Source organism: Paraburkholderia sp. SIMBA_053, from assembly GCF_046534895.1.
In the GTDB taxonomy this organism is placed as follows: Bacteria; Pseudomonadota; Gammaproteobacteria; order Burkholderiales; family Burkholderiaceae; genus Paraburkholderia; species Paraburkholderia caledonica.
In genome coordinates this window covers 19,546-44,892 of record NZ_JAWRXU010000022.1, presented here as the reverse complement: position 1 = coordinate 44,892, position 25,347 = coordinate 19,546, and the positions used below count along the sequence as shown (strand labels likewise).

At 59.5% G+C, this 25,347-nt stretch carries 26 protein-coding genes; 13 read left to right on the top strand and 13 right to left on the bottom strand.

The features are described from left to right. The first annotated feature begins 111 nt into the window (after window positions 1–111). The 4 genes from SB753_RS33200 (at window position 112) to SB753_RS33185 (ending at window position 2,866) form a co-directional block, all read left to right on the top strand. A complete protein-coding gene (locus SB753_RS33200) occupies window positions 112–906 on the top strand; it encodes a hypothetical protein (protein ID WP_042320349.1) in 795 nt (264 codons plus the stop codon). 253 nt (window positions 907–1,159) lie between these two features. Beyond that, window positions 1,160–1,828 (top strand): nitrile hydratase subunit alpha, encoded by a 669-nt coding sequence (nthA, locus tag SB753_RS33195; protein ID WP_410804169.1) that lies wholly within the window; start codon window positions 1,160–1,162, stop codon window positions 1,826–1,828. Continuing rightward, window positions 1,825–2,496, top strand: a complete 672-nt coding sequence (nthB, locus tag SB753_RS33190; protein ID WP_410804167.1) for a nitrile hydratase subunit beta — start codon at window positions 1,825–1,827, stop codon at window positions 2,494–2,496. The genes nthA and nthB overlap by 4 nt, the downstream gene beginning before the upstream one ends. Before the next feature lies 1 nt (window position 2,497). Next, window positions 2,498–2,866 carry a nitrile hydratase accessory protein gene (locus SB753_RS33185; RefSeq protein WP_114200320.1) on the top strand — a complete coding sequence of 123 codons (369 nt, stop codon included), beginning with the start codon at window positions 2,498–2,500 and terminating at the stop codon, window positions 2,864–2,866. Between the two features lie 362 nt (window positions 2,867–3,228). Here SB753_RS33185 and SB753_RS33180 read toward each other — a convergent pair whose 3' ends face one another. The 3 genes from SB753_RS33180 to SB753_RS33170 all read right to left on the bottom strand — a co-directional run bounded on the left by SB753_RS33180 (window position 3,229) and on the right by SB753_RS33170 (window position 6,512). Then, window positions 3,229–3,543 carry a DUF3579 domain-containing protein gene (locus SB753_RS33180; protein WP_410804164.1) on the bottom strand — a complete coding sequence of 105 codons (315 nt, stop codon included), beginning with the start codon at window positions 3,541–3,543 and terminating at the stop codon, window positions 3,229–3,231. 137 nt (window positions 3,544–3,680) lie between these two features. After that, window positions 3,681–5,132, bottom strand: coding sequence for an MFS transporter (locus SB753_RS33175; RefSeq protein ID WP_410804162.1), 1,452 nt, complete (start codon window positions 5,130–5,132; stop codon window positions 3,681–3,683). A gap of 81 nt (window positions 5,133–5,213) precedes the next feature. Beyond that, on the bottom strand, window positions 5,214–6,512 hold the full coding sequence (locus SB753_RS33170; RefSeq protein WP_410804160.1) for an amidase: 1,299 nt from the start codon (window positions 6,510–6,512) through the stop codon (window positions 5,214–5,216). A gap of 92 nt (window positions 6,513–6,604) precedes the next feature. On the opposite strand from SB753_RS33170, the gene SB753_RS33165 reads away from it, so the two are divergent. Beyond that, the gene (locus tag SB753_RS33165) at window positions 6,605–7,501 is read left to right on the top strand and encodes a LysR family transcriptional regulator (protein WP_410804158.1); all 897 of its coding nucleotides are present in this window, start codon (window positions 6,605–6,607) and stop codon (window positions 7,499–7,501) included. Between the two features lie 46 nt (window positions 7,502–7,547). Here SB753_RS33165 and SB753_RS33160 read toward each other — a convergent pair whose 3' ends face one another. Next, entirely contained in the window at window positions 7,548–7,970 is a 423-nt protein-coding gene (locus SB753_RS33160; RefSeq protein ID WP_410804156.1) for a hypothetical protein, read from the bottom strand. Window positions 7,971–8,001: 31 nt separating this feature from the next. Further along, window positions 8,002–9,000, bottom strand: a complete 999-nt coding sequence (locus tag SB753_RS33155) for a Zn-dependent oxidoreductase (protein ID WP_410804154.1) — start codon at window positions 8,998–9,000, stop codon at window positions 8,002–8,004. Window positions 9,001–9,100: 100 nt separating this feature from the next. On the opposite strand from SB753_RS33155, the gene SB753_RS33150 reads away from it, so the two are divergent. Continuing rightward, window positions 9,101–9,433, top strand: coding sequence for a winged helix-turn-helix transcriptional regulator (locus SB753_RS33150; RefSeq protein WP_410804152.1), 333 nt, complete (start codon window positions 9,101–9,103; stop codon window positions 9,431–9,433). A gap of 458 nt (window positions 9,434–9,891) precedes the next feature. Here the strand turns inward: SB753_RS33150 and SB753_RS33145 are convergent, their stop codons facing one another. Beyond that, window positions 9,892–10,824, bottom strand: coding sequence for an SDR family oxidoreductase (locus SB753_RS33145; RefSeq protein ID WP_410804150.1), 933 nt, complete (start codon window positions 10,822–10,824; stop codon window positions 9,892–9,894). A 65-nt stretch (window positions 10,825–10,889) separates the two neighbouring features. Between SB753_RS33145 and SB753_RS33140 the strand changes: the two genes are divergently transcribed. Next, a complete protein-coding gene (locus tag SB753_RS33140; protein WP_410804148.1) occupies window positions 10,890–11,402 on the top strand; it encodes a TetR/AcrR family transcriptional regulator in 513 nt (170 codons plus the stop codon). A 322-nt stretch (window positions 11,403–11,724) separates the two neighbouring features. Here SB753_RS33140 and SB753_RS33135 read toward each other — a convergent pair whose 3' ends face one another. The 5 genes from SB753_RS33135 to acnA all read right to left on the bottom strand — a co-directional run bounded on the left by SB753_RS33135 (window position 11,725) and on the right by acnA (window position 18,415). After that, entirely contained in the window at window positions 11,725–12,465 is a 741-nt protein-coding gene (locus tag SB753_RS33135) for a transporter substrate-binding domain-containing protein (RefSeq protein WP_410804146.1), read from the bottom strand. Between the two features lie 14 nt (window positions 12,466–12,479). After that, complete coding sequence (locus tag SB753_RS33130; protein ID WP_410804144.1) at window positions 12,480–13,484, bottom strand: ABC transporter substrate-binding protein; 1,005 nt, start codon at window positions 13,482–13,484, stop codon at window positions 12,480–12,482. Between the two features lie 64 nt (window positions 13,485–13,548). Next, window positions 13,549–14,724, bottom strand: coding sequence for a 2-methylaconitate cis-trans isomerase PrpF (gene prpF, locus SB753_RS33125; RefSeq protein WP_410804142.1), 1,176 nt, complete (start codon window positions 14,722–14,724; stop codon window positions 13,549–13,551). 3 nt (window positions 14,725–14,727) lie between these two features. Further along, window positions 14,728–15,804, bottom strand: coding sequence for a lactonase family protein (locus SB753_RS33120; protein WP_410804140.1), 1,077 nt, complete (start codon window positions 15,802–15,804; stop codon window positions 14,728–14,730). 13 nt (window positions 15,805–15,817) lie between these two features. Next, entirely contained in the window at window positions 15,818–18,415 is a 2,598-nt protein-coding gene (gene acnA, locus SB753_RS33115; RefSeq protein WP_410804138.1) for an aconitate hydratase AcnA, read from the bottom strand. A 144-nt stretch (window positions 18,416–18,559) separates the two neighbouring features. On the opposite strand from acnA, the gene SB753_RS33110 reads away from it, so the two are divergent. Together SB753_RS33110 and SB753_RS33105 are read left to right on the top strand one after the other, a co-directional pair. Continuing rightward, window positions 18,560–19,567 (top strand): GntR family transcriptional regulator, encoded by a 1,008-nt coding sequence (locus SB753_RS33110; RefSeq protein ID WP_410804136.1) that lies wholly within the window; start codon window positions 18,560–18,562, stop codon window positions 19,565–19,567. Between the two features lie 133 nt (window positions 19,568–19,700). Continuing rightward, a complete protein-coding gene (locus tag SB753_RS33105) occupies window positions 19,701–20,993 on the top strand; it encodes an MFS transporter (RefSeq protein ID WP_410804134.1) in 1,293 nt (430 codons plus the stop codon). A 450-nt stretch (window positions 20,994–21,443) separates the two neighbouring features. Here SB753_RS33105 and ligD read toward each other — a convergent pair whose 3' ends face one another. Together ligD and SB753_RS33095 are read right to left on the bottom strand one after the other, a co-directional pair. Further along, window positions 21,444–23,345 (bottom strand): DNA ligase D, encoded by a 1,902-nt coding sequence (gene ligD / locus SB753_RS33100; protein ID WP_410804132.1) that lies wholly within the window; start codon window positions 23,343–23,345, stop codon window positions 21,444–21,446. Window positions 23,346–23,410: 65 nt separating this feature from the next. Next, window positions 23,411–23,710 carry a hypothetical protein gene (locus SB753_RS33095; protein WP_410804130.1) on the bottom strand — a complete coding sequence of 100 codons (300 nt, stop codon included), beginning with the start codon at window positions 23,708–23,710 and terminating at the stop codon, window positions 23,411–23,413. 333 nt (window positions 23,711–24,043) lie between these two features. Between SB753_RS33095 and SB753_RS33090 the strand changes: the two genes are divergently transcribed. From SB753_RS33090 to SB753_RS33075, 4 genes are all read left to right on the top strand, one after another. Further along, window positions 24,044–24,277: a FitA-like ribbon-helix-helix domain-containing protein gene (locus SB753_RS33090; protein WP_110406208.1), complete on the top strand. Its 234-nt coding sequence runs from the start codon at window positions 24,044–24,046 to the stop codon at window positions 24,275–24,277. Further along, window positions 24,264–24,680, top strand: coding sequence for a PIN domain-containing protein (locus tag SB753_RS33085; RefSeq protein ID WP_171800604.1), 417 nt, complete (start codon window positions 24,264–24,266; stop codon window positions 24,678–24,680). Before SB753_RS33090 ends, SB753_RS33085 begins: the two co-directional genes overlap by 14 nt. A gap of 126 nt (window positions 24,681–24,806) precedes the next feature. After that, window positions 24,807–25,049, top strand: coding sequence for a hypothetical protein (locus tag SB753_RS33080; RefSeq protein ID WP_410804127.1), 243 nt, complete (start codon window positions 24,807–24,809; stop codon window positions 25,047–25,049). Window positions 25,050–25,115: 66 nt separating this feature from the next. Beyond that, window positions 25,116–25,343: a hypothetical protein gene (locus tag SB753_RS33075; protein WP_410804125.1), complete on the top strand. Its 228-nt coding sequence runs from the start codon at window positions 25,116–25,118 to the stop codon at window positions 25,341–25,343. Window positions 25,344–25,347 lie beyond the last annotated feature (4 nt).

Sequence of the window (25,347 nt, the reverse complement as noted above, 5' to 3'; positions counted from 1 at the left end):
TCGTGGTGTCCGGATAACAGCCGTTCGGCGGTGCAATGACACAGACAAAAATCACGAGCCGTCATCAGGGGACGAGGGTATGATCCCACTTTAAATCCGCTCGACTTCGGCATGCTCGCGCTCAAACTAACGCTTGTCCCGCTGTTCTTGCTTGTCGTTTCAATGTCGGGTAAATGGTGGGGGCCATCGATTGCTGGCTGGTTGGCTGGTTTGCCCGTGGTAGCCGGTCCGATTCTGTTCATTCTTGTGCTCGCGCATGGCCCGCTCTTCGGGGCACGCGCTGCCACGCTTTCCCTTTCCGCGATCCTCGCGTCAGAAGCATTCAACTTTGGGTATGCATGGACCTGCCGCTCACGTCCGTGGCCGGTTGCGCTGGCTGCTGGGCTCGGTGCATGGTTTATATCCGCGTGCGGCCTTTCCATATTGCCCACTTCACCGCTATCGGCCGCAGCCGCCGCCCTTGCCGCTGTCTGTTTCGGTCAGTCCTTCTTGCCGCGCAGTCCGGTGGTCCCCGCTGGCGGACCGCTTACGCGCTCCGAGCTGGTTGGCCGAATGGTTGCGGGCGCGGTGTTGACACTACTTGTCACCTCGTTATCTGGATGGGCAGGCCCCGCATGGAGCGGTCTTTTGGCGGTATTTCCGCTGCTCGGAATTGTTTTGTCGGTGTCGTCTCACCGCGTACACGGATCGGCCTTTGTTATCTCGTTGCTTCGGGGTATGGTGCTTGGCCGGTTTTCGTTTGCCGCATTTTGTTTGCTACTCTCCTTCTCGCTGCCTCAGCAGGCTCCACTCTTGGCCTTCGCGGAGGCGGCGGCCCTCGCAATGCTTGTGCAGTGGGGCACCAAGCGGCTAGCAACAACGCGGACCGCCAACCGTGCCGAGCCGACCATCGCTGCAACGGACTGACTGCTTCAACGACATTTATCTCGTCCAGTGCCTGCTGAATGTCCGCTTTCGAACTGCGCGACTGTCCCTTGTGGGTCGACTGCTCCCGCCGCGACTGCGCGCGTATGGTCCGAATCAAACGGCGGCGAACCTGCTTTCACAGTCGGGCGGTTCCGCGGCGCAGCACGTGGACGGCGCGCGTACCTTGCCCGTTTGCATTTGCGTCTTGCGCGAACCATACTCGTTCCATCAGGCATTATCCGGGCGAACTGCGATGAACCGTAGCGTCTCTCAAGGCAACCAGCAGGAGCATGCGCATGCCGACGCTCACGACCACAACGGTAGTGCGTTGTCGGAGATGGAGCTGCGTGTCCGTGCGCTGGAATCCCTGCTGGTAGAGAAGGGGTACGTCGATCCCCGCGCCCTCGATATCCTGATCGAGACATACGAGCACAAGGTAGGGCCGCACAATGGCGCGCGCGTGGTTGCGAAGGCGTGGCGCGACCCGGCGTACAAGCAATGGCTGCTGGACGACGCTACCGCCGCGATCGCTTCGCTCGGCTACACCGGCAGGCAGGGCGAACACATGGTGGTGCTAGAGAACACGCCCGCTGTGCACAACATGGTGGTCTGCACGTTGTGCTCGTGCTATCCCTGGCCGGTGCTTGGGCTTCCGCCAGTCTGGTACAAGTCGGCGCCGTACCGGTCGCGCGCGGTCATCGATCCGCGTGGTGTATTGAAGGAGTTCGGCTTCGAATTGCCCGCCGAAGTGGAGTTTCGCGTGTGGGACTCCACCGCGGAAGTCCGGTACCTGGTGTTGCCCATGCAGCCGCCCGGAACCAGTGACTTCTCCGGGAAGGCGCTGGCTGGACTGGTAACACGTAACTCGATGATCGGGACAGGATTGCCAAAGACACCGGACTCGAAACAGGAGCCCGCATGAACGGCGCACAAGACCTCGGCGGCATGCAGGCATTCGGTCCGATACGGGCGGAAGCCGACGCCTCACTCTTTCACGCTGACTGGGAGCGCCGAGTGCTGGCGATCACGCTGGCGATGGGCGCAGTCGGCAAGTGGAACATCGACATGTCTCGTGCCGCACGGGAAAGCTTGCCCCCTGCTGAGTACCTCTCCAGCAGCTACTACCAGATCTGGTTCGAGGGACTTAAAAAGCTGCTGCAGAGTACGGGACTGGCAACGGCGGACGAAATCGGGACCGGCGAGTCGAGGAGTGCAGCGGCACCGGTCCCTCGCGTGTTGATGGCCGACGAAGTAGCCGCCGCGCTGCTCCGGGGCAGCCCTGTCGATCGCCCCCCGGCCGCCGGCGCACGCTTTAACGTCGGTGACAGGGTGTGGACCCGTCCGCTGAATCCGCCTACGCACACCCGTTTGCCGCGCTATTGCCGCGACAAACGAGGGTGCATTATCGCCGTGCACGGCACGCACGTTTTTCCTGATGCCAACGCGGTTGGGCTCGGCGAGCAGCCGCAATGGCTTTATACAGTGCGCTTCGATGCCGCCGAACTCTGGGGGACGGATACGACAGCGGCATCGGTATGTGTCGATTGCTGGGAGCCGTATCTCGACTACCCGAACGCCGGGTCTGCCTGACATGACTTCCGCCCGGCCGAACTTGCTTGAAATGCGTACCGCCTTGCCGGCGTTGCCTTGCGACGACGCAGGACTCGTTTTTAATGCACCGTGGGAAGCCCAGGCCTTTGCCATGACAATAGCCTTGCAGAAGCGCGGCATGTTCAGCTGGGCGGAATGGGCAGAATGTCTGAATCAGGCAATCTGTGACGCGCAGGCCGCTGGCGACCCGGACCGCGGCAACACTTACTACAGCCACTGGCTGACGGCACTGGAGCGCATCAGCACCATCAAGCGACTGGTGACAGACGATATGCTCCGGCAGCGTCGCAATGCGTGGGAAGTCGCTGCACGCCGCACCCCACACGGTCACCCGATTGAGCTCGGGTGACGCCCATCGCACACCTTTGAGATAGGCTGCTGAGCGCTGGATATCGGCCATTTCGCCTCTCAAACTTGACCGGAGGCGATGGGGTCGACTTCTGCCCGACGCAGACCGATTACGTTGGCAGGCGAATCCGTCGGTTCGACATCGGACTGGGTTCGGCCACTAGCCGACGTTGAATCTTGCTTTCATCGGTCGCTGGAACGTCCGTTTAACTGCAGCAAGCCGTCACCGAGCTTAAGCAGCTAGCATTGCTTGAGCCACGCGACTCGGTCGTCGATGTCATCACAGTCGGCGTCGCTACCAAACACGATGCGGCGGGTGTGCCATATCGACGCGAGGTGTAACGACGCGACCTTCGTCCAGCCTCATTCCTGAATTTGCGTGCTCGGCGAACGGCGCGTCACGACCAAGTCATTGTCGCTTGCGAACCGCAATACGAAGGCGAATGCAAGCGGCTCAATGTCACGAAGACGGGAATCCAGGATAACGCATTTCATAGCTTCAACTGTCGCGGGCCGCACATAATACGAGTATCTAAGACGGGCATCGATCCCCACTGCACAGGGGCCGAAATTTGACATCACCCCTGCTAGCCGTTCCGACCAATCGCCAGGACGAAACGCAAGACCTTTCGATGTAATGCCTCGGATAACGTATTCTGTGTGCGGAGTGTCCGCCATACATAAAGTCCCTCGATGTCTACAGGTGGCGTGCTACTGGAGAACCCACGCCGAGAAAAATACCTAGGGGCTACTCCACCGGTTCGTTACAAACTAACTTCCTAGCGGGGCGCGTCGCCGTACGTATGCCGGCCTGACTATTTGGAGATATCGTCCAAGCTCCGCTGGTTCGTTCGCGGGCCAAAAAGGCCGATTGTCAGCATCACTACAAGCATCACAGAAGTAATAAGCATGAAGACCCCGCCCGCACCAAAGTTCCGCAGGGTGAATGCGATAAAAAACCCCGAAAACATGGCAGATAGTCTAGACAAGGAATACACAAAGCCGACCGCATGTGCCCGTATGCGGGTCGGGAACAATTCGGTTTGATATGCATGGTAGCCGGCCGATAGGAGGGTGTTGCAGAACGTAAGCAGTACGCCCAACACAATCAGAGTCGGAGGCGATTGAATCACAGCGCACATTCCGCCGAAGAGAGCGACGCCAAAAGCAGACACGACAATCATCGTCTTGCGCTCGATTCGATCCGCAATCACCATTCCAATGAGAGGGCCGATCGGATTCGCAATTGCGATGATGAAGGAATACAGTAGGCTATGCGTGACGGTAATTCCTTTTCCTGCGAGAAGAGATGGAACCCATGAGGCGAATCCATAAAATCCGATCGACTGGATCAAGTGAAACGTCAACATGACAAGTGTCCGGCGCCGGAAAGGGGGCTGCCAGATTTCATAGAAGCGAGCCGGATAAACTTCTGTTCTTGAAGGCGTTTCTTGTTGATCAGCCTCCGCCAGGGGCGAGGCCTCATGTAGAGTCGTGGCGTTTGATTCAAATCGGCTTACTACTTGGTTAGCTTCACGAAGCCGCCCCTTCTGCGCCAGCCATCTCGCACTTTCAGGTACTCGACGGCGGATGACCCAAACCACCAATGCTCCGGTTGCTCCAATTACTGTCGTAACACGCCAACTTTCAAAGCCGCTCAACGGATGCTGCTCGAACCACCAAGCGATGAATGCAACCGAAGGCACGGCGAGGTACTGTATGAAATGGACGAAAGCAAAGGCGCGCCCGCGGAAATGTGCCGGTACCAGCTCGCTAACATATGTGTCGATGACCACCAGTTCGACGCCCACCCCAATGCCCGCGATAAGACGCCACACATTGACCATCTGTGCGCTGTCCCGAAAGGCCATAATAAATGTCGCCAGCGAATACCAGAGCAGAGAAGCGGTGAAAACAGCTTTCCTTCCAAAACGATCCGCTAACTTCGCCAGAAAGAATGTCCCAATGAATAGGCCGGCAAAAGACGCTGCAACAAACGCTCCCAGCCCATTGAATCCAAAGAATGAGGACGTGGTTACTGAATAGATCCCGCTTTTAACTAGGCTCGGCCCGACATAAGCCGTCATAAACAAGTCGTAGAATTCAAACCACCCGCCGATGGCAACCAGCAATACCGCCAGCCATATGGACCGACTCGCTGGAAGGCGGTCAAGCCGTTCGTTGATGGAAAAAACGGTGTGTGCCATTGCCGTCTTACTATGCGTCTCCGAAGCAACACCTTCGGATTTGGTGACAAAAGCGTGCATTGACTCCTCCTGGACGGCGCTTAGCGCCTTGATTTCCGCGTTTGTCACTGCGAGATTTTGCGAGCGACTACGCTAATTTGATTAAAAGGCCGTGGTCTGTTGCCCGCTGCGCAAGCGGCTTGTGAAGATCACTCGTTCCAGCCACTTTCCCCACCCTAACAGGTCCATATCACTGCCCCGTTGTCCAACCAGCTGTACACCCAGAGGCATACCGTTACGAGACAGTCCGTGAGGAAGGTGCAGGCAGGGCCAACCGAGAACTGACCATGCGACGTTGAATGCAGACGAGCCGGTGTTCGTCAAGCCTCGGGGTGCTTCGCCGGGAACGCTAGGTGTAAGTACAAAATCGGCCCCCTGCGCAACGCGTCGCCATTGGTCGGCCATTTCCCGTTGAAATGCTCGCGCATCCATGTATTCAGCGTGATCGGTTTCTTGGCCTCGCTTGACGCACTTCAGCAGTGTTTCACTAAGGTGTTCCGCGTGTCGGCGTGCAATGGGTGCGATGCTGCGAGCCAGTTCGTATTGCATGATGACTTGATGAGCCGACGCCAGTTGCGTCAGATCGTCAGCAACCGATATGTCCGCGCATAACGCTCCATGCTCGCGAAGTAATCGCACTACGTCGTTCAGAACTTCCCGTGCGTCGGGGTCTAAGATGTGCAGGTAGTTAAGTGCTAGCGCAACCTTCGGAGGCCGCGCTGGCTCAGCGGTAGGTTCCTCCGAAAGAAGCTCTGCCGCGATCGAGCGCAAATCGCACACGGATTGCGCATACCACCCGATAGTGTCTAGTGATTCGCAGACGACTTTCATGCCATCTCTCTCAACCGCCCCGAAGGTAGGCTTGAAGCCGGCAACGCCACAGAACGCGGCGGGCCTGATTATCGAGCCCCCCGTCTGGGTGCCGAGCGCGAATGGCACCATACCGGCGGCGACAGCAGCGGCTGAGCCGCTGGACGATCCACCGGGAGTGCGCGACGGATCATACGGATTGACAGTCAGCCCGGGTTGCTTGTAAGCGAACTCCGCAGTTACGGTTTTTCCGATTGGGATCGCCCCTGCAGATCTCAACCGCGTCACGCACGCCGCGTCGAAGGGCTCATCTCCTCGGAACAGCAACCTCGCTCCAAAACGAGTGGGCATGTCCGCAACGTTCAGAACGTCTTTGACTCCAAACGGCACGCCGGCTAGTCGGGCGGTATGGTCAACCGCTTCGGCCGCGCGTTGCAGTGCGTCGGGTGCGCCGATGTGGCTCCAGGCGCGAATCGCAGAGTCGCGTTCAGCGATGTAACTGAGCGTTCGGTCAATCAGCGCTGCGGGCTGCAGCGCAGCCTCGCGCACTAATGCGACGGTCGTTGGAATGTCGTTTACACGTTCTGTCATATCTGGTGCTTTCGCGGGGAAGCTTGTGTTTGGATATGCGAGAGACTAGGCTTTCAATTAATACATGTCCAATTCGTAATAAAACACTCACTATGTTGAAATCTGAATTAATGAGCATGGATGTACGGGCGCTCGTCATGTTCTGCACCGTCGCTCAAGAATTGCATTTCGCAAAAGCAGCAGAAAGGCTTCATATGAGTCAGCCGGCGTTAAGTCATCAGATCAAGCGACTTGAGCAGACAGTTGGAGCGAGCTTGCTCACACGAACCACACGGTCTGTCCGTCTCACGCCAGCAGGTACAGTTTTCCGCCGGCTCGCCGAAGAGTTGTGTAATGAGATCGAGCAGATGGTGAAGCGCACCCGTCAAGCTGTAAGCGGCGAGGCGGGAAGCATTTCTATCGGGTTGACGACGACGGCCGCTTGTTCGCCGCTGGCGGAGGCGCTGTACCGATTCAGGCAATCAAGGCCCGGCATTGAGATCGACCTGCAGGAATTGAATTCCGTACAAATGCAAGGAGCGCTTAGATTGAAATCTATCGATGTCGCGCTTATGCGCCCTGCCGCATTCGATGCGGACATGGCAGTTAGAGAGATCTATCGCGAACCCATGTATGTAGCCATGCGGCCGGAGGACGATTTAGCGTTGCGCCCGCGATTGGACTTGCAGGATTTATCCGGGCGTCAGTTGATCGGTTACCGAACAGACGCATCCCCTTACTTCCGTCACCTTGTACACCAAGCTTTCGCTCATGCCAAAACGATCCCAAGCTTTGCGCAAGAGAGCGTTCTACCCACGTTGCTCACTCTGGTGGAGGCGGGGGTCGGGATTGCAGTGATTCCGGAGTCGGCCACCGTGAGCCGAGGACGAACGCTTATTTTCCGGAAGCTCCCGCAACGCCACGAATTGACGGCGTGCATCGTAATGACGAGCCTACGAGGGCGACAGCATCCGCTAGTTGCGGCCTTAGCTTCGGCACTTCGGCAATAAGCCGTGTGTGAACCCTCGTATCGCTTTTTGCCTTACCAGACATCATTTACCTTTTGACGGTGCCGGTACACGAACCAGATGCGGCTGTGTCGCGGGGGCTCGACGCCTCATGGTAAGCATTGCTCTCGGCTTTTGCCGCTAGATAGCTCCGTAGCTGACCGCCGACGGTCTTGCGCGGCACCGGGCTCGAGCCCAACACACGCTTGAAGAAGCGTTTGGCCGCGGGCTTATCACACCGCTTTTGTGGCGAGATGTCGAGTTCGGCACGATGGTCGTCGATCGCGCACCAAAACAGGTACGGCGCCACGCAGGTTGCGAAAATCTCGTCGAGGTGCCGCGTGCTACCCTGCTTGCGGCGCGCGGCCATGACCCGGCGAGATAAGCCCTTGCCGGACTCATCGCACCAACATCGGATTGCCTCGGATTTCACGATCACACCTCGCTCGAAGAACGGTTCCTCACGGGCCACCGCGCTCCACCGTTGCAAGCCGACTGCATATCTACGGAACGAGAATCGCCCGTCTTCCTGGTGAGGTCTCGTAGGACATCGCATCATCAATTTCGTCGAACCGAAACTCTTTACCGATGTTTGTCCTGAATAGCGGATCATGGATTAACCCTTCGATGGCCTTGCTCGCCGCGGCAAGTTGGGCCGGGTTCTTGACCGTCAGACTCTCGAGATTTGAGAACCGTCGTATGGTCAGGTTTCTTCCCATGAGCAGCATCGTGGAGAACGAGGCTGGACTGGCTGCACCAAGAAATCCATAGACATAGATCGTCGAATCGATGGGAAGGTTAGGCACGGTACGGCTAAGGAGATCGCCACCGACGCCGTCGAAGACTGCCGTCGCTTCGAGCTCGGCTGCTTTTCGACACAGTTCATTTTCAAAATGGGATTCCGTCGTCACGAGCACATGCTTTACGCCATGCCGCATTAGTCGCTCACCCGCTTGTGCAGACCGTACGAGGAAAATCGCACTCAGAGCGAACCGCTGCGTCAGAGACGCTGCAATCAATCCGGTCGCAGAGGTTCCTGCTGTGACGACGATACCCTTGTGTCCGGCGGCACGGATTTCCGACAGAAACGCGTAGACGGTAAGAACATTCGCGAAGGACCCGCAGTAATCGCGGGCGCGAAGCTCATCAGGCAGCATCAGACAGGTCGAGTAAGGCAGTTGTGCCATTTCGCACCAGACGCCTAGACTGTCCGGACTACGCGCCAAAGATTTGTAAATGGCGACTTGTCTACCCAAATATTCCGTCGGAACCCCGTTGCCGATTGCAGTGACTCTGCCCGACGCATTGGCACCGTAAACAGCTGGACCTGCCGAAGGAGCACTGCCTCCAGGCAACGGCCTGGTCAGAAAAAATTTGTCGCCATGAGTAATGGTCGCCGAGTCTATATCGACAAAGACGTGACCAGGGGAAGGCGGTGCCTCCGGGAATGGAACGTCGCGAATTTCCAGGTTTCGTTCAGCTGTAACGCATATCGCTTTCATTGAGTCTCCTTTTGCCTTCGAACGGCGAAGGCACGCGAGGCAGTGTGTCGAAAACCGATCGCCTGCACAAGAACGGACTTTTTTGTTAGTGTTGCACCCCATGAAAGCGCCTCCGCAATGCCCTGTGACGTTCACCTCCCGAATTACGGGCGGGCGATGGAAGGCAAGAATCGTTTGGGCTCTCCTTCGCGGGGGAGTGCATCGCTATTCAGAAATCCGAAAGGCATGTCCGCCAATCAGTGATCGAATCTTGTCGAAAGAATTAAAAGAACTCGAAGGCTGGGGAGTAATCTGGCGACGCGAGTATCCGACCGTTCCGCTCAAGACCGAATACGGACTGACTGCAATGGGCGAGACGCTTCGTCCGGTAATGGTCGCGATGGCGGAGTGGGGGAAAAAGACCCTCGGGTATCAGCCGGACGACGCAGGCTAGTTCGCACAGATGCAAAGTGCGTCGGACAGTGCCCCGGGGAGACTAAACTCAACGCGTCGAAGCCTCGCTTCGAGGCACGATACGCCGTGCGAGATGTAAGAGGCGAACGACCGAAGGTGGCCGGACACGCAAGCCTGCCCGGCGCCGGCGATCTCCGCGGCCTGCGTCGCGAGGCCAACTTCCGTAGTCGACCCTGAACCGCCGGCTCTTCTGCCGTCTCGCGTCAGTCCGGTGTCTCCTTGGTGGCGCTGAAGTCGTACTCGGCCGACTTGTAAAGGATGTTGCCGAAAAAGTCTCCTTGCACGCATGGCCTTCGGGGCAGACACCATCCTGCGTAGGAATTCAGGACCGGGCTCGCGAGCGAGAGCCTGCGGCCTCGGCCAACGGTTTCTGCTAAAGCGGTGAATCATCTCGAGGTTGGCCACAAAATGATTCACCGCTCGGTGCTGGATTTGAGATTAGGCCGTGGGCAGCAAGCCGAATTGCTTGCCGACCAGTCGGTCCAACACGCGCTTCGGCATTAGCCCCGGTAACGTCCAGTTCTTGAACTTCCGTCGCATAACAGGATAAGTACTGCGCGGCGAGGCCACCGTGAGCGCCTTAAACACTGCTTCCCCGACACGTTGAGGCGCGAGTCCCTTGCGTCCTTCCTCGATGAACGCTGTTCTGAAGCTCTCCAGACTTGAGGCGTAGTCGGTAAGCCGGTAACGCGTATAGTCCTCGGCCTGTGCCTTGTCAAGAATCGGCGTGTCGACATATCCGGGCTCGATGACTATCACGTCGATGCCGTACAGCAGCAGCTCGCGTCGGAGCGACTCTGACAGGCCTTCCAGCCCGTGCTTCGATGCTGCATAGGCACCCAAATATGGGAACGCCATCTTCCCGCCAACGGAACTGATGTTCACGATGCGACCCGGTCCGCCTCGCCGCGCCTTGTCTGTTCCCAGCAATGGCGCAAAAGCCTGGATGACGCGGAGCGGCGATATCAGATTAACTTCAAGTTGCGTACGTACGTCTTCCAATGGCTGATAGAGGAGCGGACCCACGAGCGACACGCCGGCATTGTTGACGAGCCCGGCAAGATTCGCACCGTTCAGCATCATGCTCACTTTTTCCGCCGCCTTGCTGACGTCCGACTGGCTCGTGACATCCATTAACAACGGCGTGAAGGCATCGCCCAACTCGGCGCGCAGGCGATCCGCGTCTGTCTCCTTTCGCACAGTCCCGAATACCTTGAATCCCTTGCTAACACATACTTCGGCGATGCCTCGTCCGATGCCGCTGGAGACGCCCGTAATGAAAATCGTATTGGATTCCATGGTTTTCCCGTTTTCGTGTACGGTGTACACCTTAAAGGTGTGCAGCGTACATTTTCGCCGCCCGCGGGTCAACCTGTATAGTGCGGCTTATGCCGTACCCATCGAAAACAGATCGGAACGCCGTCCTCGCCGCCGCTATGGACCAAGTGGCGAAACATGGGACCGGGAAGCTTGCCATCCGCGGCGTTGCCGCCGAGCTTGGGCTTGCCCCTAATGCGTTGTACCGTTACTTCCACAACCTTGCGGCGTTGCAAGCCGCCCTCGCCGACGAGAGCCGGTCCCGGCTCCTCGCGGTTCTCAAGGAGGCAGCTGACGGCAAGCCGCCTGAGGCGGCGATTCGGGGCATCGCCGAAGCTTATCTACGGTTTGCGCGTGAGCATCCACAGGTGTTTTCGCTGACGCTACGAGCAGGCAGTGACGACAACGATCACGAACCGTCCCATTCGCAGTCATGGAAATTTACCAGCGGCCATGTTGCGCGCTTGTACGGTGACGCGCGCGCGCCCGAGGCGACCGTCGCGCTGTGGGCCTTCCTTCATGGCATGACGGCGCTGGAATCCGCCGGAGTATTCGGGGAGATAAAGCCTGCCAGCGGCTTCGAATTTGGCCTACAGATGTGGATTCTGGCAGCGTCCCGCCCAGCATCCTAGCGGCCGCACATCGCAGCGATATCAGTGTTCCTTGTGCGATGTGGCCAACGGTGCGCCGCTGCCGGGGGACCGTCCAAGTCCGGATCTGATATGAACGGCGGCGTGTCTCGACACATCCTCGGCATGCGCTGTCTGACGCGAAAACATACGCGCCTTAACCGCAAGGCTACTGTCCGGCACGTAGGCGGCGCAGTGCTGCCTCAGGCGGCCGCCCACATGCGACCCTGAGCTGTCATTCGACCATGGTTCCGGGATGACCGACTGTAGTCTCATAGCCGACGCACGCCTCTTCCGCATTTCTCCGCGTGACGCGCTGTCCAGCTCACTGCGCATGATAGGGTGCGACCGTAGCACCTTGTATGTCATGCCTCGCCAAAAGGCCGGACATGTGGCCGGTTTTTTTCCGTTCCTCGATGAATGCCTCCAGCAGCTGCGCTGCAGCATCGCCCCGCACTTTCGCGACACCCATTGCCTGCTGAATCACCATAAATGGCTCTTCCAGGAGGCGCAGGCTTGCGTACCGCCTGGCATCCGAGAGGAGTTGCTGTTTCACCCCCGCCGCGATCTCGAGGCCCTGCTCGATAAGAGTATCGACCACGGCCGGCGATGTCGGGACGCGAACGATGTCGGCTCGCGTGAGCTCCCGGCTCAAAAACAGGTCATACGCGCTGCCAGCGCCGACCGCTACGCGATTGTGCGATTCGTCGACCTGGCGATTGTCGGTGATGGGCGACTCCTGCCTGACAAGATAACAACCCTCGATCAATACATAGGGCGGAGTGAATGCGATACCCGCGCCACGGACGGGATCGATCGCGAAGAAGCCGAGGTCTGCAAAGCCGTTTGTTACTGCATCGACGGCTTTAGCCGCCGCATCGATCACAAGAAACTCAACAGGCACGCCAAGGCGCTCGGCGAGCTCGGTTGCAAGATCGACGGAGATGCCGAACGGCTTTCCCGTGGATTGATCCATGTTCGCGAGAATGGGATTACCCAGATTGATCGTCACGCGCAGCTGACCAGTGGGCGCGAGTGCCGAAACGGCCGCGTCGTTCAGTTCCATTAACATCGGCTCCCCTATTTGACCTGGTCCACGAACTCATTCGTGTAAGTGTTCGACAGGTCGATGTGCTTCCCTTTGATGTTCGGGTTGAATTCGCTCATCACCTTCAGGACCGTTTCCGGCCCTCCCGCTGGCATCTTGCCGTCCGGTGAGTACATGGACAGCGAAGCCTTCAATGCTTGTACATAAAGGAGCTTGTTTCCGCCGTAGTAATCCACCGGCATCTTTGCTGCAATTTCCTCTGCCGGATGCGTCTGAATGAATCGCAAGGTCCTGACAAAGGCCTTTGCGAGTTTGCCGGCTTCCTTTTTGTGTGACTGCGCCCAGGCGCGTTGGACATAGAGACTGGACGCGGGATAAAGGCCGCCTAGCGCGGCGCGGGTTCCTTCGACGCTGTTCAGGTCAATCAAAACCTTCGCGTCGCCACTTGCGCGCAGCAATGACGTCGTGGGTTCGGTTGTCCAGGCCACATCGACGCGCTTCTGTCGGAACGCAGCGATCAGGCTGTTGCCCGCACCGACCGGCAACATCGAGTAATCACTCGTCTTCAGGCCGTATCGGGAAGCGAGATATTGTCCAAGGAACGTGGATGATGAGCCTAGCCCCGTCACACCGAGCGTCTTCCCTTTGATATCACCCATATTCCGGACCTGATTTGCAGCATCGGCGCGAACCATCTCCATGCTGCCGGGCACGAGGCCAAAAAGAACAATGCTTTCTACGTCCTTACCCTTTGCCTGCAGATCGATCGAATGATCGTAGAACCCGACGACCGCCTGGGCAGCGCCTGCAAGCAGTTCGTTTTCCGCATCGACACCGGCCTGTTGCGACTGAAGTTCAACATCCAGTCCTTCATCCTTGAAATAGCCGAGGCTTTCCGCCAGCTTCGGCGGAAGATAGATTAGCTTGTTGATACCACCGACGATGATCGTGATCTTCTCTTCCGCATGGGCGTTGCATGCGAAAACAGCGCCCGATAAAGCAACGAACACCGCACGGCGGCGCAGGATAAAGGTCATGAATGTCTCCGTTGTATTGGATCGGGCAATCTGCCGTCAGACGTTTCAGCAGATCGCAAGGAAATCAGTCGTGGGCCGCCAGGAACGGAACCAGCACATAGCCTTCCATCAGCCGTCGGGCGCTCCGGCTCATGAGCGCTTTGCTGACCACCCACGCGCCGTTGCGTTGCTCTGTTTCAGCGCCGACTACCATCACGCCCGACGGATGGCCGAACCGCACCTGTTCCGCCCGCTTGCCTGACGTCAGCGCATTCACGACTGTGCCGGGTATCGCCGCCGCAACGGCAATGGCCACAGCGCCCGTGCCGGTCATTGCGTGATGCAGTTTTCCCATCGAGAGGATGCGCGCGTTGATATCCACCATCGCCGGTTCGACTTGTTTGCCGCTCGATGCGGTATAGGCGCGCGGCAACGAAACGAATGCCAGCTTCGGCGTATGTGGGCGTAGCTCCGTCACCTCCTGCGGTGTCCGCGCCAGCCCCATTCTGACTGCCGCATGTGCACGGATAGCTTCACATTTGGCAAGGAGTGCTGCATCGTCGTTGATGTCGCGTTGCATCTCGCTGCCCTTCAGGCCGAGATCCTCCGCGCTGATGAAGATAGCGGGGTTGCCCGCATTGATCAGCGTGAGCTGATAGGACCCGTACCCAGGAACGTCGACGGCGTCGACGACATTGCCTGTCGGGAACATGCCGCCCGAGCGTTCCTCACTCCCGTCACTGCCCCCGGGATCGAGAAACTCGATGCGGATTTCGGCTGCCGGGAATGTGACGCCGTCGAGTTCGAAGTCGCCGTCTTCCTCGACCTGGCCACTTCTCATCGGCACGTGCGCAATGATTCTCGCGTTGATGTTCGCCTGCCAGATCCGCACGATTGCAATGCCGTCGGCCGGCGCATCGACCAGACCCTGCGCGATGGCAAACGGACCCACAGCCGACGTCAGATTCCCGCAGTTGCCGGACCAGTCGATCATGGGTTTGTCGATCGATACGGCACCGAAAAGGTAATCGACGTCGCAATCAGCGCGCGACGAAGGACCCACCAGCACCACCTTGCTCGTGCTGGAGGTCGCTCCGCCCATGCCGTCTGTTTGCTTCTCGTAGGGGTCGGGGCTGCCGATGACGCGCAGCAGAATCCTGTCTCGCTGCGTCGGGTTCGCCGGAAGGCTGTCGGCGCGGAAGAATACGCCCTTGCTGGTGCCGCCGCGCATGTACACGGCCGGAATCCTGGTTTGAGCCACGTGTCACTCCTGAGTGGTTTTGAAAACGATGCATACGGGACTGCCGGTGTGGACCGTTTGTCCCGTCGGCGACGGCATGCCGCTCGTCTTGTCGAGTGCGTACTGAACAACGCAGTCCGATCGCTCGTTGGCGACGTACAAGCAGGTTCCAGACGGGTCCAGACTGATGAACCGCGGAAAATTCCCCTGTGTGTCCGTCCACCGCGGTGGGCCAGGCATACCAGTCGTACCGTCGAGCGGCAACGTGGCAACCGAGTCATGACCGCGGTTGGACACATAGAGCGAGCGACCCGCAGGATCGATCGCTATGCCGGCTGCGCTCGTGTCGTCGTGCGCGTTGCAGGGGATCACCGACACCGTATGGAGCGGTTCCAGCGCGCCGCTGAATACATCGAAACTCCACGCCGTGATGGTCGAATCCAGCTCGTTTGCGACATACACGAGTGGCAGCGTCGGATGGAATGCCGCGTGTCGTGGCCCGGCGCCTGATCTGCATCGCTGTCCGACGATGCGCGGCTCGCCTGTCTCGAGCCACTGGATCGCAAACACGGTGTCCAGACCCTTGTCCGGCACGATATGCCAGTTGGTGTTGTAGCGCGTCGTGGCGTAGCGGGCCGCCTGATGGGGATGAGCTCCGGCTTGTTCGGTCCGGTGCGGCCCCGGCACGCCCGGCAGCGGAATCAGCGATGACACGGGGCCGAGTTCTCCTTCCGCGCCGACCGGAAGCCGCACCACCGTTCCCGTCGCGTAATTGGCGACCACGAGCGCGGAGCCGTCGCGCGACAACGCCAGATGCACGGGATTGCGGCCCTCGCATGACTGCCGGTTCAAAAGACTTAAGCGTCCGCTCGAGTGGTCGACACGATAGCTGCTGACTTCGTTGCCATCTCCGTGCACCGCGTACAGCACGTCCTGTCGCGAGTTCAAGACGAGAAAGGAAGGATTGTCGAGCGAGACGTGAACGTCCGTCAGCTCCCAGCGCCGGGTCGCTGGATCGACCGCATAGACACTGATGCCACGGCCGCGCGCGTTTCGCTCGCGTGTCGTTCGCGAGCCGACATAGGCATGAATCGTTTTCATCGCTGTCATCGCCTCACGCCGCAGTCATGTACTCGCCCGCAATGCGCGGCAACAGACCGCCCGCTTCGAAAATCTGCGCCTCTTCGAGCGTGTCGATCCGGCACTTCACCGGGGTGCTGAGCGTGTCGCCGTTGCGGCGAATGATGCGCAGCGTCAGAAGGCCGCCCGGTTCGATCGCGCCAGCGATACCCTCGATCGTGTACGTCTCCGAGCCATCGAGCGACAAGGCCTGTCGAGTCACACTCTCAGTGAATTCGAGCGGCAGCACACCCATGCCGACCAGGTTCGAGCGGTGAATACGTTCAAAGTTTTCGCAGACCACAGCGCGCACGCCGATGAGGCGGACACCCTTCGCGGCCCAGTCGCGCGATGAACCCGCACCGTAGTTCTTGCCCGCAACGACGATCAGTTCTTGCCCTCGTTCCATGTAACGTTGGGCGGCGTCGAACAGGCGCATCGTCGTACCTTCGGGTTCCATGCGAGTCAAGGAGCCTTCCTTTCCACCAGCCATCTCGTTGCGCAGACGGTTGTTTGCAAACGTCGCGCGAATGGCCACTTTATGATCGCCCCGTCGCGTCCCATATGAGTTGAACTCCGCCGCGCTTACACCCTGGGCAATCAGATACTCGCCTGCGGCGCTGTCGGGCAGAATCGCGCCTGATGGCGACAGGTCGTCGGTCGTGACGTTGTCGCCGAACACGCCGATGGCGCGCATCCGCTGGAATCGCGCAGGCTGCGTGAAGCTCGCTTGCCAGTAGGGTGGGCGGCGAATGTAGTTGCTGTCTTCGCGCCACGGAAAGCGTGCCGGCACCGCTCCGGCACTTTCCAGTTGCGCGGATTTGCGGAACATCTCCGCGTAAATGCGCAGATACTGATCACCGTGGACGCTTGCCTTGAGCAGCGCGTCGATTTCTTCGTCAGTCGGCCAGAGATCCTTCAGGGACACGGCGCTTCCGTCCTTAGCCGTACCGATCACACCGTTCTCGATGTCGATATGGATCGTGCCGGCAATCGCGTAGGCCACCACCAAGGGAGGCGACGCCAGAAACGCTTCCTTCACGCGTGGGTGAATGCGGCCGTTGAAGTTGCGATTCCCTGACAGCACGGCAACGGCATGCACATCCCGGCTCACAATGTCCGCTTCAATCTCGTTCGGCAACGGTCCCGACATACCGTTGCACGACGTGCAGCCAAACCCGATGATGCCGAAACCGAGTGCTTCGAGCGGCGCCATCAGGTTGGCCTGGCGGAGATAACTCTCCACGGGTTTCGACCCGGGTGCGAGCGATGTCTTCACCCACGGTTTGCGTTGCAGGCCGAGCGCGACAGCGCGACGGGCGAGCAGGCCCGCCGCGATCATGTTGCGCGGATTGGAGGTGTTCGTGCAGCTCGTAATCGCGGCGATGACGACGGCGCCGTCGTCGAGCCGGAGTGCTGAAGATGCGTTGCTGTTCGCGACGCGCGCAAGCGGTCGAGCGATGCCCCGCTCGATGAGTGCTGACAGCGGCACGCGGTCGTGCGGATTCGATGGCCCCGCGAGTGCGCGGCCCACACCCGACAGATCGAATGACAACGTCCGGTCATATTCCGCTTCTGCAAGATCGTCCGCCCACAGTCCCTGGGCCCGCGCGTAGCTTTCGGTCAGCGCGATCTGCGCGTCTGCGCGTCCAGTCAAACGCATGAAGTCCAGCGTCTTTTCGTCGATGGCGAAGAGCGCTGCCATGGCCCCGAACTCAGGCGCCATATTCGCAATGGTCGCCCGGTCGCTCAAAGTCATGGCACGCGCGCCTTCGCCGTGGAACTCGATGATCGTACCAACCACCTTCTGCTTGCGTAGAAACTCGGTGATGGCCAGCACCAGATCGGTCGCCGTCACGCCTGGCTGCCGGAAGCCGTTGAGTTCCACGCCGACGATGGTCGGCAAGCGCAGCCACACCGCGCGTCCCAGCATCACCGATTCCGCCTCTATCCCGCCAACGCCCCAGCCGAGCACGCCGAGCGCGTTGATCATCGTCGTGTGGCTGTCCGTGCCGACGAGCGTATCCGGATAGGCCACGCCGTCTTTCACCTGAATGACGGGCGACAGATGTTCGATGTTTACCTGGTGCAGGATGCCGTTACCCGGCATCAGGACATCGAGATTCGAAAACGCCTGCTTGCACCACGCCAGGAACTCGAAGCGTTCGGCATTCTTGCTCTGCTCGATTGCCATGTTCTTCGACATCGCCTCCGGGTCGTGCCCGGCCACCTCGACATTCAGCGAGTGATCGACCACAAGATGTGTCGGTACGACGGGATTGATCGTGGCAGGATCACCGCCCGCTTCCGCCACGGCATCGCGCATACCGGCAAGGTCCACCAGCGCGGGTGTGCCGAGCAGGTCCTGCAAAACCACGCGCGCCGGGTAGTACGGGAAGTCGACGTCATGACGGCGAGCCGCAAGTGCCTGCAAGTAGCGCGCGGCGTCCGCGGCAGGCTGCCGGCGAACGATATTTTCTGCGAACACCCGCACGCAATACGGCATGCGTGCGAACTGCCCTGCGTTGAGGGATCGCATCGCATCGGCGACGCTGACAAATTCGACGGTCTGATCGGGAAGAATGCGGGACATCGGGATTTTCTCCAGGGCAGTACTGAGCTGCTTGCGTTTCGATGCACTGCATTCTATGATCATAAAACGCAATAAGCAAACGAACACAAGCTCAGTGATTACCCTGGCGCGGTTCGGAACCAGCAGTCACCGGAGAAGCTGACAATGGCAAAATCGCAGATCGGTCTCCCAGATGCATCGCCTCGCCTGGCGGTCGTGGACGACCGTCCTTTGCCTGCGATACACATGCGCTCCTCCGACGAAACCACGGCTGCGGCCCTGACCCCGCTACAAACTCGCGTCACTCGGGAAATACTTGCGCTGGCAAGGCGCGAGGATCTCGCCGTCGGAGAACGGCTCGCCGAATCGATCCTCGCGGAGAAAATCGGTACCTCGCGCACACCCGTGAACGTGGCCCTGCACCATCTTGTCACGCTGGGGGTGGTCTACCACGACGCCAATCGCGGCTTCTTCATGGCGAGGCCGGCTCGCGATCTGACGGACGTGGCCGCGCCGTTCTTTGAAGAACCCGATGATCCGCTGTACCTGAAGATCGCCGAGGATCGTCTCGCGCATCGCCTCGCCGATGTCATATCCGAAGCCGATCTGATGCGGCAATACGATGTCTCGCGTAGCGAACTGCGGCGCGTGCTTTCCCGTATGCAGGAAGAAGGCTGGCTCGAGCGCCAGGTAGGCCACGGCTGGCAGTTCATGCCCATGATCGATTCGGTCGAGGCCTATGAGGAAAGCTATCTGTTCCGGGCCGCAATCGAGCCGACTGGCGTCATGTCGCCGACTTTCAGCGCGGATCGTGTCGAACTGGAAGCGCTGCGGCGCCGGCAGCGCTTCATCGCTGAAACCGGCTACCTGTCGATGAATTCGGTCGAGCTGTTCGAAGCCAACAGTGAGTTTCACGAGACGATTGCGAGGTGGTCCGGAAACCGTTTCATCGCCCAGTCGGTGCGGCGTATGGACCGCTTGCGCCGACTCGTCGAATACCGTCAGGCACGCGCGCGCAAGCCGCGTCAGGGGCAGGCGTTGGAGCACCTCGCCATTCTCGACGCGATTGCGCAGCACGACCTGTTGCGCGCGGCGGCCCTCTTGCGGGATCACATCGAAGGCGCGCGGCGTGCCAAGGTGCACGCGCAGGAGGTCTTCACGCCGCGCATCTGATGTGCTGCGGCATTCGCGGAGGCGCGCGGCCGTCCGGCCGCTTTTCTTTGCTCTTTATTGCGTTTTCTAATCACAAAACGCTAAATAGCCTCCCGTTACGAGGCACAAAATTTCAGGACATACGGAGACAACCATGTCGTATCGCCGAGGCTGGATCGCCCTCTTTCTCTTTTCTCTTTCGATGATCAACTACATGGATCGCATCGCCCTGTCGATCGCGGCCAAGCCAATTGCGAACGAATTCAAACTGACATCGATAGGCATGGGGTATCTGTTTTCTTCGTTCATCTGGAGTTACGCGCTCTTTCTGTTGCCGATGGGCGTTCTCATCGACCGTTTCGGCACCAAACGCATGGCCGGTGTCGGCATCTTCGTCTGGTCTGCTGCAACCGCGTTGACGGGCGCGGCGTCCAGCTTCGCCGGTCTGATGGCAGCACGTTTGGTGATGGGCGCGGGCGAATCGACGAGCAATCCGGTGGGAGCGAAGGTGATTCGTCAATGGATCCCCGCCAACGAACGCGGAATGGTCACGTCAATGTTCAACAGTGGCTCTTATGCAGGACCGGCAATCTGCTCCGTCGTGCTTGGTTCGCTCGTTGCATTGTTCGGCTGGCGTGTGTCGTTTGTCGTCGCAGGCGCGATCGGCTTCGTGTGGCTCGCCGCGTGGCTGACGTTTTTCGACGCGCCCGAGAAAGTGCGCTGGTTGAAACCCGACGAACGCGACAGGATCCTGCGCGAAAGGGAGTCAAAACCCGCCTCGACGGAAGAAGCCGCACCTGAGTCCTCCGGTCTGTTTTCGTTGTTGCGCACACCGACCCTTTGGGGCCTCGCAATCACGCAGGGTTGCAACGTCTACACGCAGTATCTGTTTTTGACCTGGTTGCCGAGTTATCTGCAGACCAGTCGACACCTGAGCATCGCGCATACCGGACTTTTCTCCGCGGTGCCGTATGCGGCCGCCGTAGTACTTTGCATTCTGGTCGGCCGCCTGAGCGATCAATACCTCAAGAAGAGTGGCGTAGGCACGGGTCGCCGCCGCAATGCTGTTGCGCTCGCCATGCTCACAGGTGCCGCCATCCTCGCCGTACCGTTCACCTCGAATCTGATTGCACTCCTCATTGTTTTTTCGATCACGCTGACGGGAATCGCGTCCACCACGTCACTGAACTTTGCCCTGTTGAACGACCTTCTTCCGAATTCGCGCGACGTGGCCAAGGCGATGGCATTCGTTGTTGTCGGCGGCAACATCTTCGGCATGATCGCGCCCATCGCAACGGGCTATGTGATCGACGCGACAGGGAGCTATGACTGGGCGTTCGGCATTGCTGGCCTGCTTCTACTCGTCGGTGCAACAGTCGTTCTCACCATGACGCGTTCGCCAATGACGATCAAGCACGACGCTTCGACGGCACGGGTTGCCGCATAACGTTTGACGGTTGCGGTGTCAGTGGAGATGGAAAGCCGATTCGAGAGCGCCAATAATCTACCGTCCGTTTCGCTCCACGTCTGTTCCCGGTGCACGTTGCGGCCGTTCGGAATGTGCGGAGGGCCGTAGCTTCCTGGCCGCCTTGAGGCAATACCACTGTCGATTTGCTCGCCGGAAACCGGCCATTGAGCGACGGCGGACGAGACCTTGGACAATTCAAAATTGGATGGCGACTTCGACCGACCGCTTGTGGCCGATTGGGTGAGGTCGCCAACGGCCGCTTACTGGCATTCCAGTATGCAAACTTGGAATTGGCTGACTGACCGGTTTGGAGCAAGGTGTCTGACCGGAGTGGGTCGATGACAGCCGGTCGACGTGGAAATGCGCGGCGGTCGGTGTCGCCGCATACTAGCTTGTAACGAACGTGGCCATGGCCGCCGCGCGATTCATTCAATCTATGCTCACTGCCCGCCGCATAGCGGCAGTGATGCCCTGGCGGGTTTGCCAGTAGCCGTGCCACGGGTCAACCGTGAGCGACCGCTGACGCTCGACAGCCTTGCTCATCGTCCATTCATCGCCGCGCGTCACGTCCTTCAACTCGTCCCACGAGACCGGCATTGATACGCCCATACCTGGCCGGGACCGCACGGAGAAGGCGGCGACCGTGCTCGCACCGCGACTGTTGCGCAGGTAGTCGATAAAGATCTTGCCTACGCGGTTTTTCGGCCCGAGCACTGCCGAAAATCGTTGCGGCACGACCGTGGCCATGTGCTTCGCAATCGCGTGCGCGAAGACCTTGGTCTCACTCCATCCCTGCCGGCGCGTCAGGGGCACAACGACGTGAAAGCCCTTGCCGCCACTGGTCTTTGGAAAAGAGCGCAGGCCGATCTCGTCAAGCACGACCTTCAGAAGCTCGGCAGCTTCCAGCATCGCGGTCCACGGCAGCGCCGGGTCCGGGTCAAGATCGAAGATGATGCGATCCGGGTGCTCGAGGTCGGGCGCGACGGCGTTCCACGTGTGCAACTCAATAACGGACATCTGCGCGAGCCCCACCAGCGCTTCCGGCGTGTTAGCAACGAGCAACGGAGGATGACGCGGATGCAGTTCAGTGGGCAACTCCTCAATCCCAGGAATGGCCGCGCGCTCGCTGTGCTTCTGGAAGAACAGTTCGCGGCCGATTCCGTCTGGTGCCCGTACCAGCGCAAGAGGACGATTTCGCAGGTGCGGCAGGGCCCATTCGGCAATGGCCTCGTAATATCGGACCATCTCCAGCTTGGTGTGCCCTGTTACAGGGTCCATCACGCGGCCTGGATTCGTCACGCGCACCTTGCCGATCGTCACACTGCGTTTCGGCCCCGGGCGATCCCGCGTCGATCCCGCGTCCACCTCTACCGGTTCGCCGCCCTCGATAGGGACCATGGTCTCTTCGGTCACTGCGGTCGCGGGCTTGTCGTCCCTGAGCGCGTGGAATACAGGGTGACGGACTTCGCCGCCAGGCGTCCATTCAAGAAATGAACACTCGGCGACTATCGCGGGATCCAGCCACACATAGTCGCGATCCTTTTCCGGCACCGGTGCATTGTAGAACGCCGGTTGCTGACGTTGCAGTGGACTTGCGCGGCGCGCGAACGACGCGGCCGCTCTCGATGGAAAGTGCGGTTTCACGCTGCCCGCATAGCGCAACGAGCCGTCGCTTTCGTGAACGCCTAGCAGCAGCGCCTGAACGCCGGACCTTGCGCCTTTTGCGCGCGTGAAGCCGCCGACTACCAGTTCCTGGCGCAGGTTACATTTGAGTTTCACCCAGTCTGTTGATCGGCCCGAGCGATATGGCGCGTCGCCCCGCTTGCCGATGATGCCTTCAAGCCTCATTTTGCAGGCGGAAGCGACGAGCGATGCGGGATCTTCAGCGAAGTCTTCCGATAAGCGAACTAGGGGTTCGTCCGTCCGCGCCATCAGCTCACGCAGCAATGTGCGTCGAGCGCGCAACGGCTGCTCGCGAATGTCGGCGCCGTTGATCCACAGCAGATCAAAAACGAACAGGATGATCTGGGACGTGCTGCGTCGGTCAAACGCGTTCTGCAGCGCGTTGAAGTCCGGCTTGCCGCTGGCATCCAGCACGACCGCTTCGCCGTCGATCCACGCGTTATCGACAGGCAGATGAGCTAACGCATCGGCGAGCTTCGGTAGCCGGTCTGTCCAGTCGTGACCGTTGCGCGTAAATATCCTGACGTTGCGGTTTTCCAGCCGGACCAGCATGCGATAGCCGTCGAATTTTATTTCGTACGACCAGTCGTCGCCGACTGGTGCCCGGTCGACGAGTGTCGCCAGCTGCGGCTCCAGACTGCCTGGCATTTTCCCCGGTACGGTTGCCGGTGCTCGTACCCGCCGCGAGGCCGCGGAGTTCCAGCGTCCGGCCATTATGTGCCTGCTTCGAATGGCGGTGCATCGGCGAGCCACCGCACGACTTCCGGCCGCGTGCTGAACATCGGGTCGGCGAGCCATGCTTCCAACGCTGGCTGCCATTCCTCCCACACGTAGTCATCGAGGTCGAACTCTTCGTCCACAGCGCCCGAGCCGTGTTCGCAGAGAAAGGCGAAGACGGTGGCGTGACCGTTCCAGTAGGCGGCGAGACAGTCCGCAAGAAGGGCGACGGTGCCAGGAGGTCGCTCGCGAAGTAATGGGGACAACTCGCGCTCAAATTGATCACGCGTCATCATGTCGGTCTCCTGATCTGCACTCTGTCGCCCCAACAAGCAAAACGCGGGCCCCGTTGCGGCGGACCGGTTAGTGCACACCGGCCGGCGGCTCTTTACCTCGTCCAACTCCGGGCCCGACTCTGAACTGATCTGCGATCCTTTGCAGACAGAGGCCGGCCGATACCCGAAACGCGACGCCCTGATCCCTTCAACTACGCGTCACGTTTGGACTGAAGAAGCCTGCCAAACGAGCCGATATCAGATAGAAGCCGCGTGCCGTTTTCGATGATAGCAATGCTTGCAATTAGCCGCGTCATTGCTATCATTGATAGCGACATCACAGGAGGTATGGCAATGGCGAATCTTTTGGTGCGCAACGTGGACGACAGCTTGGTCCAGAGTCTGCGCGAGCGGGCCGCCGCTCATGGCCGCAGCGCCGAGGCTGAACATCGCGAAATACTGGCAAAGGCCCTTCGGAAGCCCAAACGTAAAAGCTTCGCGGAAGTGCTGACGGGGATTCCAAACGTCGGCGCAGATGCGGACTTCGAGCGCGTCGATGACAGCGAGGCGTCGCGTGTATTTGGTTGATACGAACGTTATTAGCGAGGTCAGGAAACGGGACCGGGCAAATAAAGGGGTGCGTGCGTTCTTTCGACAGGCGGTGCGAGAGGACAGCGATATTTATCTGTCGGTGGTTACCGTTGCGGAGTTGCGCCGTGGAGTGGAGTTGATCCGCCATAGAGGCGATACTCAGCAGGCGGCAATGCTCGAGACGTGGCTTGGGGCGATCATGGCTGACTATGCCCAAAACGTTCTTTCCGTTGATGAGGAAATCGGCCAGCTATGGGGACGGCTCCGCGTGCCGCATCCAGAGCATGCGTTGGACAAACTGATCGCGGCCACGGCCTTGATTCATGACCTGACCGTTGTTACACGCAACGTCGACGACTTTGCCGGAACAGGGGCCCGGTTGCTGAATCCGTTCGACTAAGGAAAAGCGCTCGCGCGGGCTAAACAAGAATACGAGGGGTGGCAACGGGATGGTCAGTCAGGGCGTGGCCAGCATATTCAAGCAAGCAGCATCGAAACCTGAACGGCGACAACTGGGAAACTTCGCATGACAATTTATACATACGCGAGCATCACCGAGACGATTGAAGCGGTGATCCGAGAGAATTTGGCGTCAGCCGTTGTCGAAGATCAACGCGACCCTGGGCTGGCCCACGCTTTTCGAATGAACGCGCGTGGAGCGTTTCACGCCTGGGACCGCCTGACGCACCCTGAAGAACAGCCTGTATGGTTTGCCGACCGAAAGCGATTGGAAGCGCTGGTCTATCCGCGAGAACCGGTGGAAGGCTAAGTGAGTGCGACAAGCGCTCGGTAAAAAACCATGGGAAAAGCGGCTCGGGCCGCAACACGGAAAACAATGAATACCTACACCTACGAGCAAATTACGGAAGCGACCAAGCAAATCGTCGCGGATGAGTTAGCGCGCGCGGAGAGGGAAGCGGATGAGGCAACTGCGCGGCATCTACGCGGATACGCAGCGGGCGCATGGCTGCTGTGGCAGACCGTTACGCGAAATGAGGTATCTGATACGGTTCGACGCGCGGACAGCAAGGCATTCAGGAAGCTTCTCGGTCTTCCCGATTGATCGA

Coding starts and splice junctions, on each gene's coding strand:
- SB753_RS33120 (WP_410804140.1), bottom strand. CDS start 15,804: ATGAAAACGATTCATGCCTATGTCGGCTCGCGAACGACACGCGAGCGA.
- SB753_RS33185 (WP_114200320.1), top strand. CDS start 2,498: ATGACTTCCGCCCGGCCGAACTTGCTTGAAATGCGTACCGCCTTGCCG.
- SB753_RS33080 (WP_410804127.1), top strand. CDS start 24,807: ATGACAATTTATACATACGCGAGCATCACCGAGACGATTGAAGCGGTG.
- SB753_RS33105 (WP_410804134.1), top strand. CDS start 19,701: ATGTCGTATCGCCGAGGCTGGATCGCCCTCTTTCTCTTTTCTCTTTCG.
- SB753_RS33150 (WP_410804152.1), top strand. CDS start 9,101: ATGAAAGCGCCTCCGCAATGCCCTGTGACGTTCACCTCCCGAATTACG.
- ligD (WP_410804132.1), bottom strand. CDS start 23,345: ATGCCAGGCAGTCTGGAGCCGCAGCTGGCGACACTCGTCGACCGGGCA.
- SB753_RS33200 (WP_042320349.1), top strand. CDS start 112: ATGCTCGCGCTCAAACTAACGCTTGTCCCGCTGTTCTTGCTTGTCGTT.
- SB753_RS33130 (WP_410804144.1), bottom strand. CDS start 13,484: ATGACCTTTATCCTGCGCCGCCGTGCGGTGTTCGTTGCTTTATCGGGC.
- SB753_RS33140 (WP_410804148.1), top strand. CDS start 10,890: ATGGACCAAGTGGCGAAACATGGGACCGGGAAGCTTGCCATCCGCGGC.
- nthB (WP_410804167.1), top strand. CDS start 1,825: ATGAACGGCGCACAAGACCTCGGCGGCATGCAGGCATTCGGTCCGATA.
- nthA (WP_410804169.1), top strand. CDS start 1,160: ATGAACCGTAGCGTCTCTCAAGGCAACCAGCAGGAGCATGCGCATGCC.
- SB753_RS33180 (WP_410804164.1), bottom strand. CDS start 3,543: ATGGCGGACACTCCGCACACAGAATACGTTATCCGAGGCATTACATCG.
- SB753_RS33165 (WP_410804158.1), top strand. CDS start 6,605: ATGTTGAAATCTGAATTAATGAGCATGGATGTACGGGCGCTCGTCATG.
- SB753_RS33110 (WP_410804136.1), top strand. CDS start 18,560: ATGGCAAAATCGCAGATCGGTCTCCCAGATGCATCGCCTCGCCTGGCG.
- SB753_RS33095 (WP_410804130.1), bottom strand. CDS start 23,710: ATGATGACGCGTGATCAATTTGAGCGCGAGTTGTCCCCATTACTTCGC.
- SB753_RS33075 (WP_410804125.1), top strand. CDS start 25,116: ATGAATACCTACACCTACGAGCAAATTACGGAAGCGACCAAGCAAATC.
- SB753_RS33170 (WP_410804160.1), bottom strand. CDS start 6,512: ATGACAGAACGTGTAAACGACATTCCAACGACCGTCGCATTAGTGCGC.
- SB753_RS33155 (WP_410804154.1), bottom strand. CDS start 9,000: ATGAAAGCGATATGCGTTACAGCTGAACGAAACCTGGAAATTCGCGAC.
- SB753_RS33090 (WP_110406208.1), top strand. CDS start 24,044: ATGGCGAATCTTTTGGTGCGCAACGTGGACGACAGCTTGGTCCAGAGT.
- SB753_RS33175 (WP_410804162.1), bottom strand. CDS start 5,132: ATGCACGCTTTTGTCACCAAATCCGAAGGTGTTGCTTCGGAGACGCAT.
- acnA (WP_410804138.1), bottom strand. CDS start 18,415: ATGTCCCGCATTCTTCCCGATCAGACCGTCGAATTTGTCAGCGTCGCC.
- SB753_RS33135 (WP_410804146.1), bottom strand. CDS start 12,465: ATGGAACTGAACGACGCGGCCGTTTCGGCACTCGCGCCCACTGGTCAG.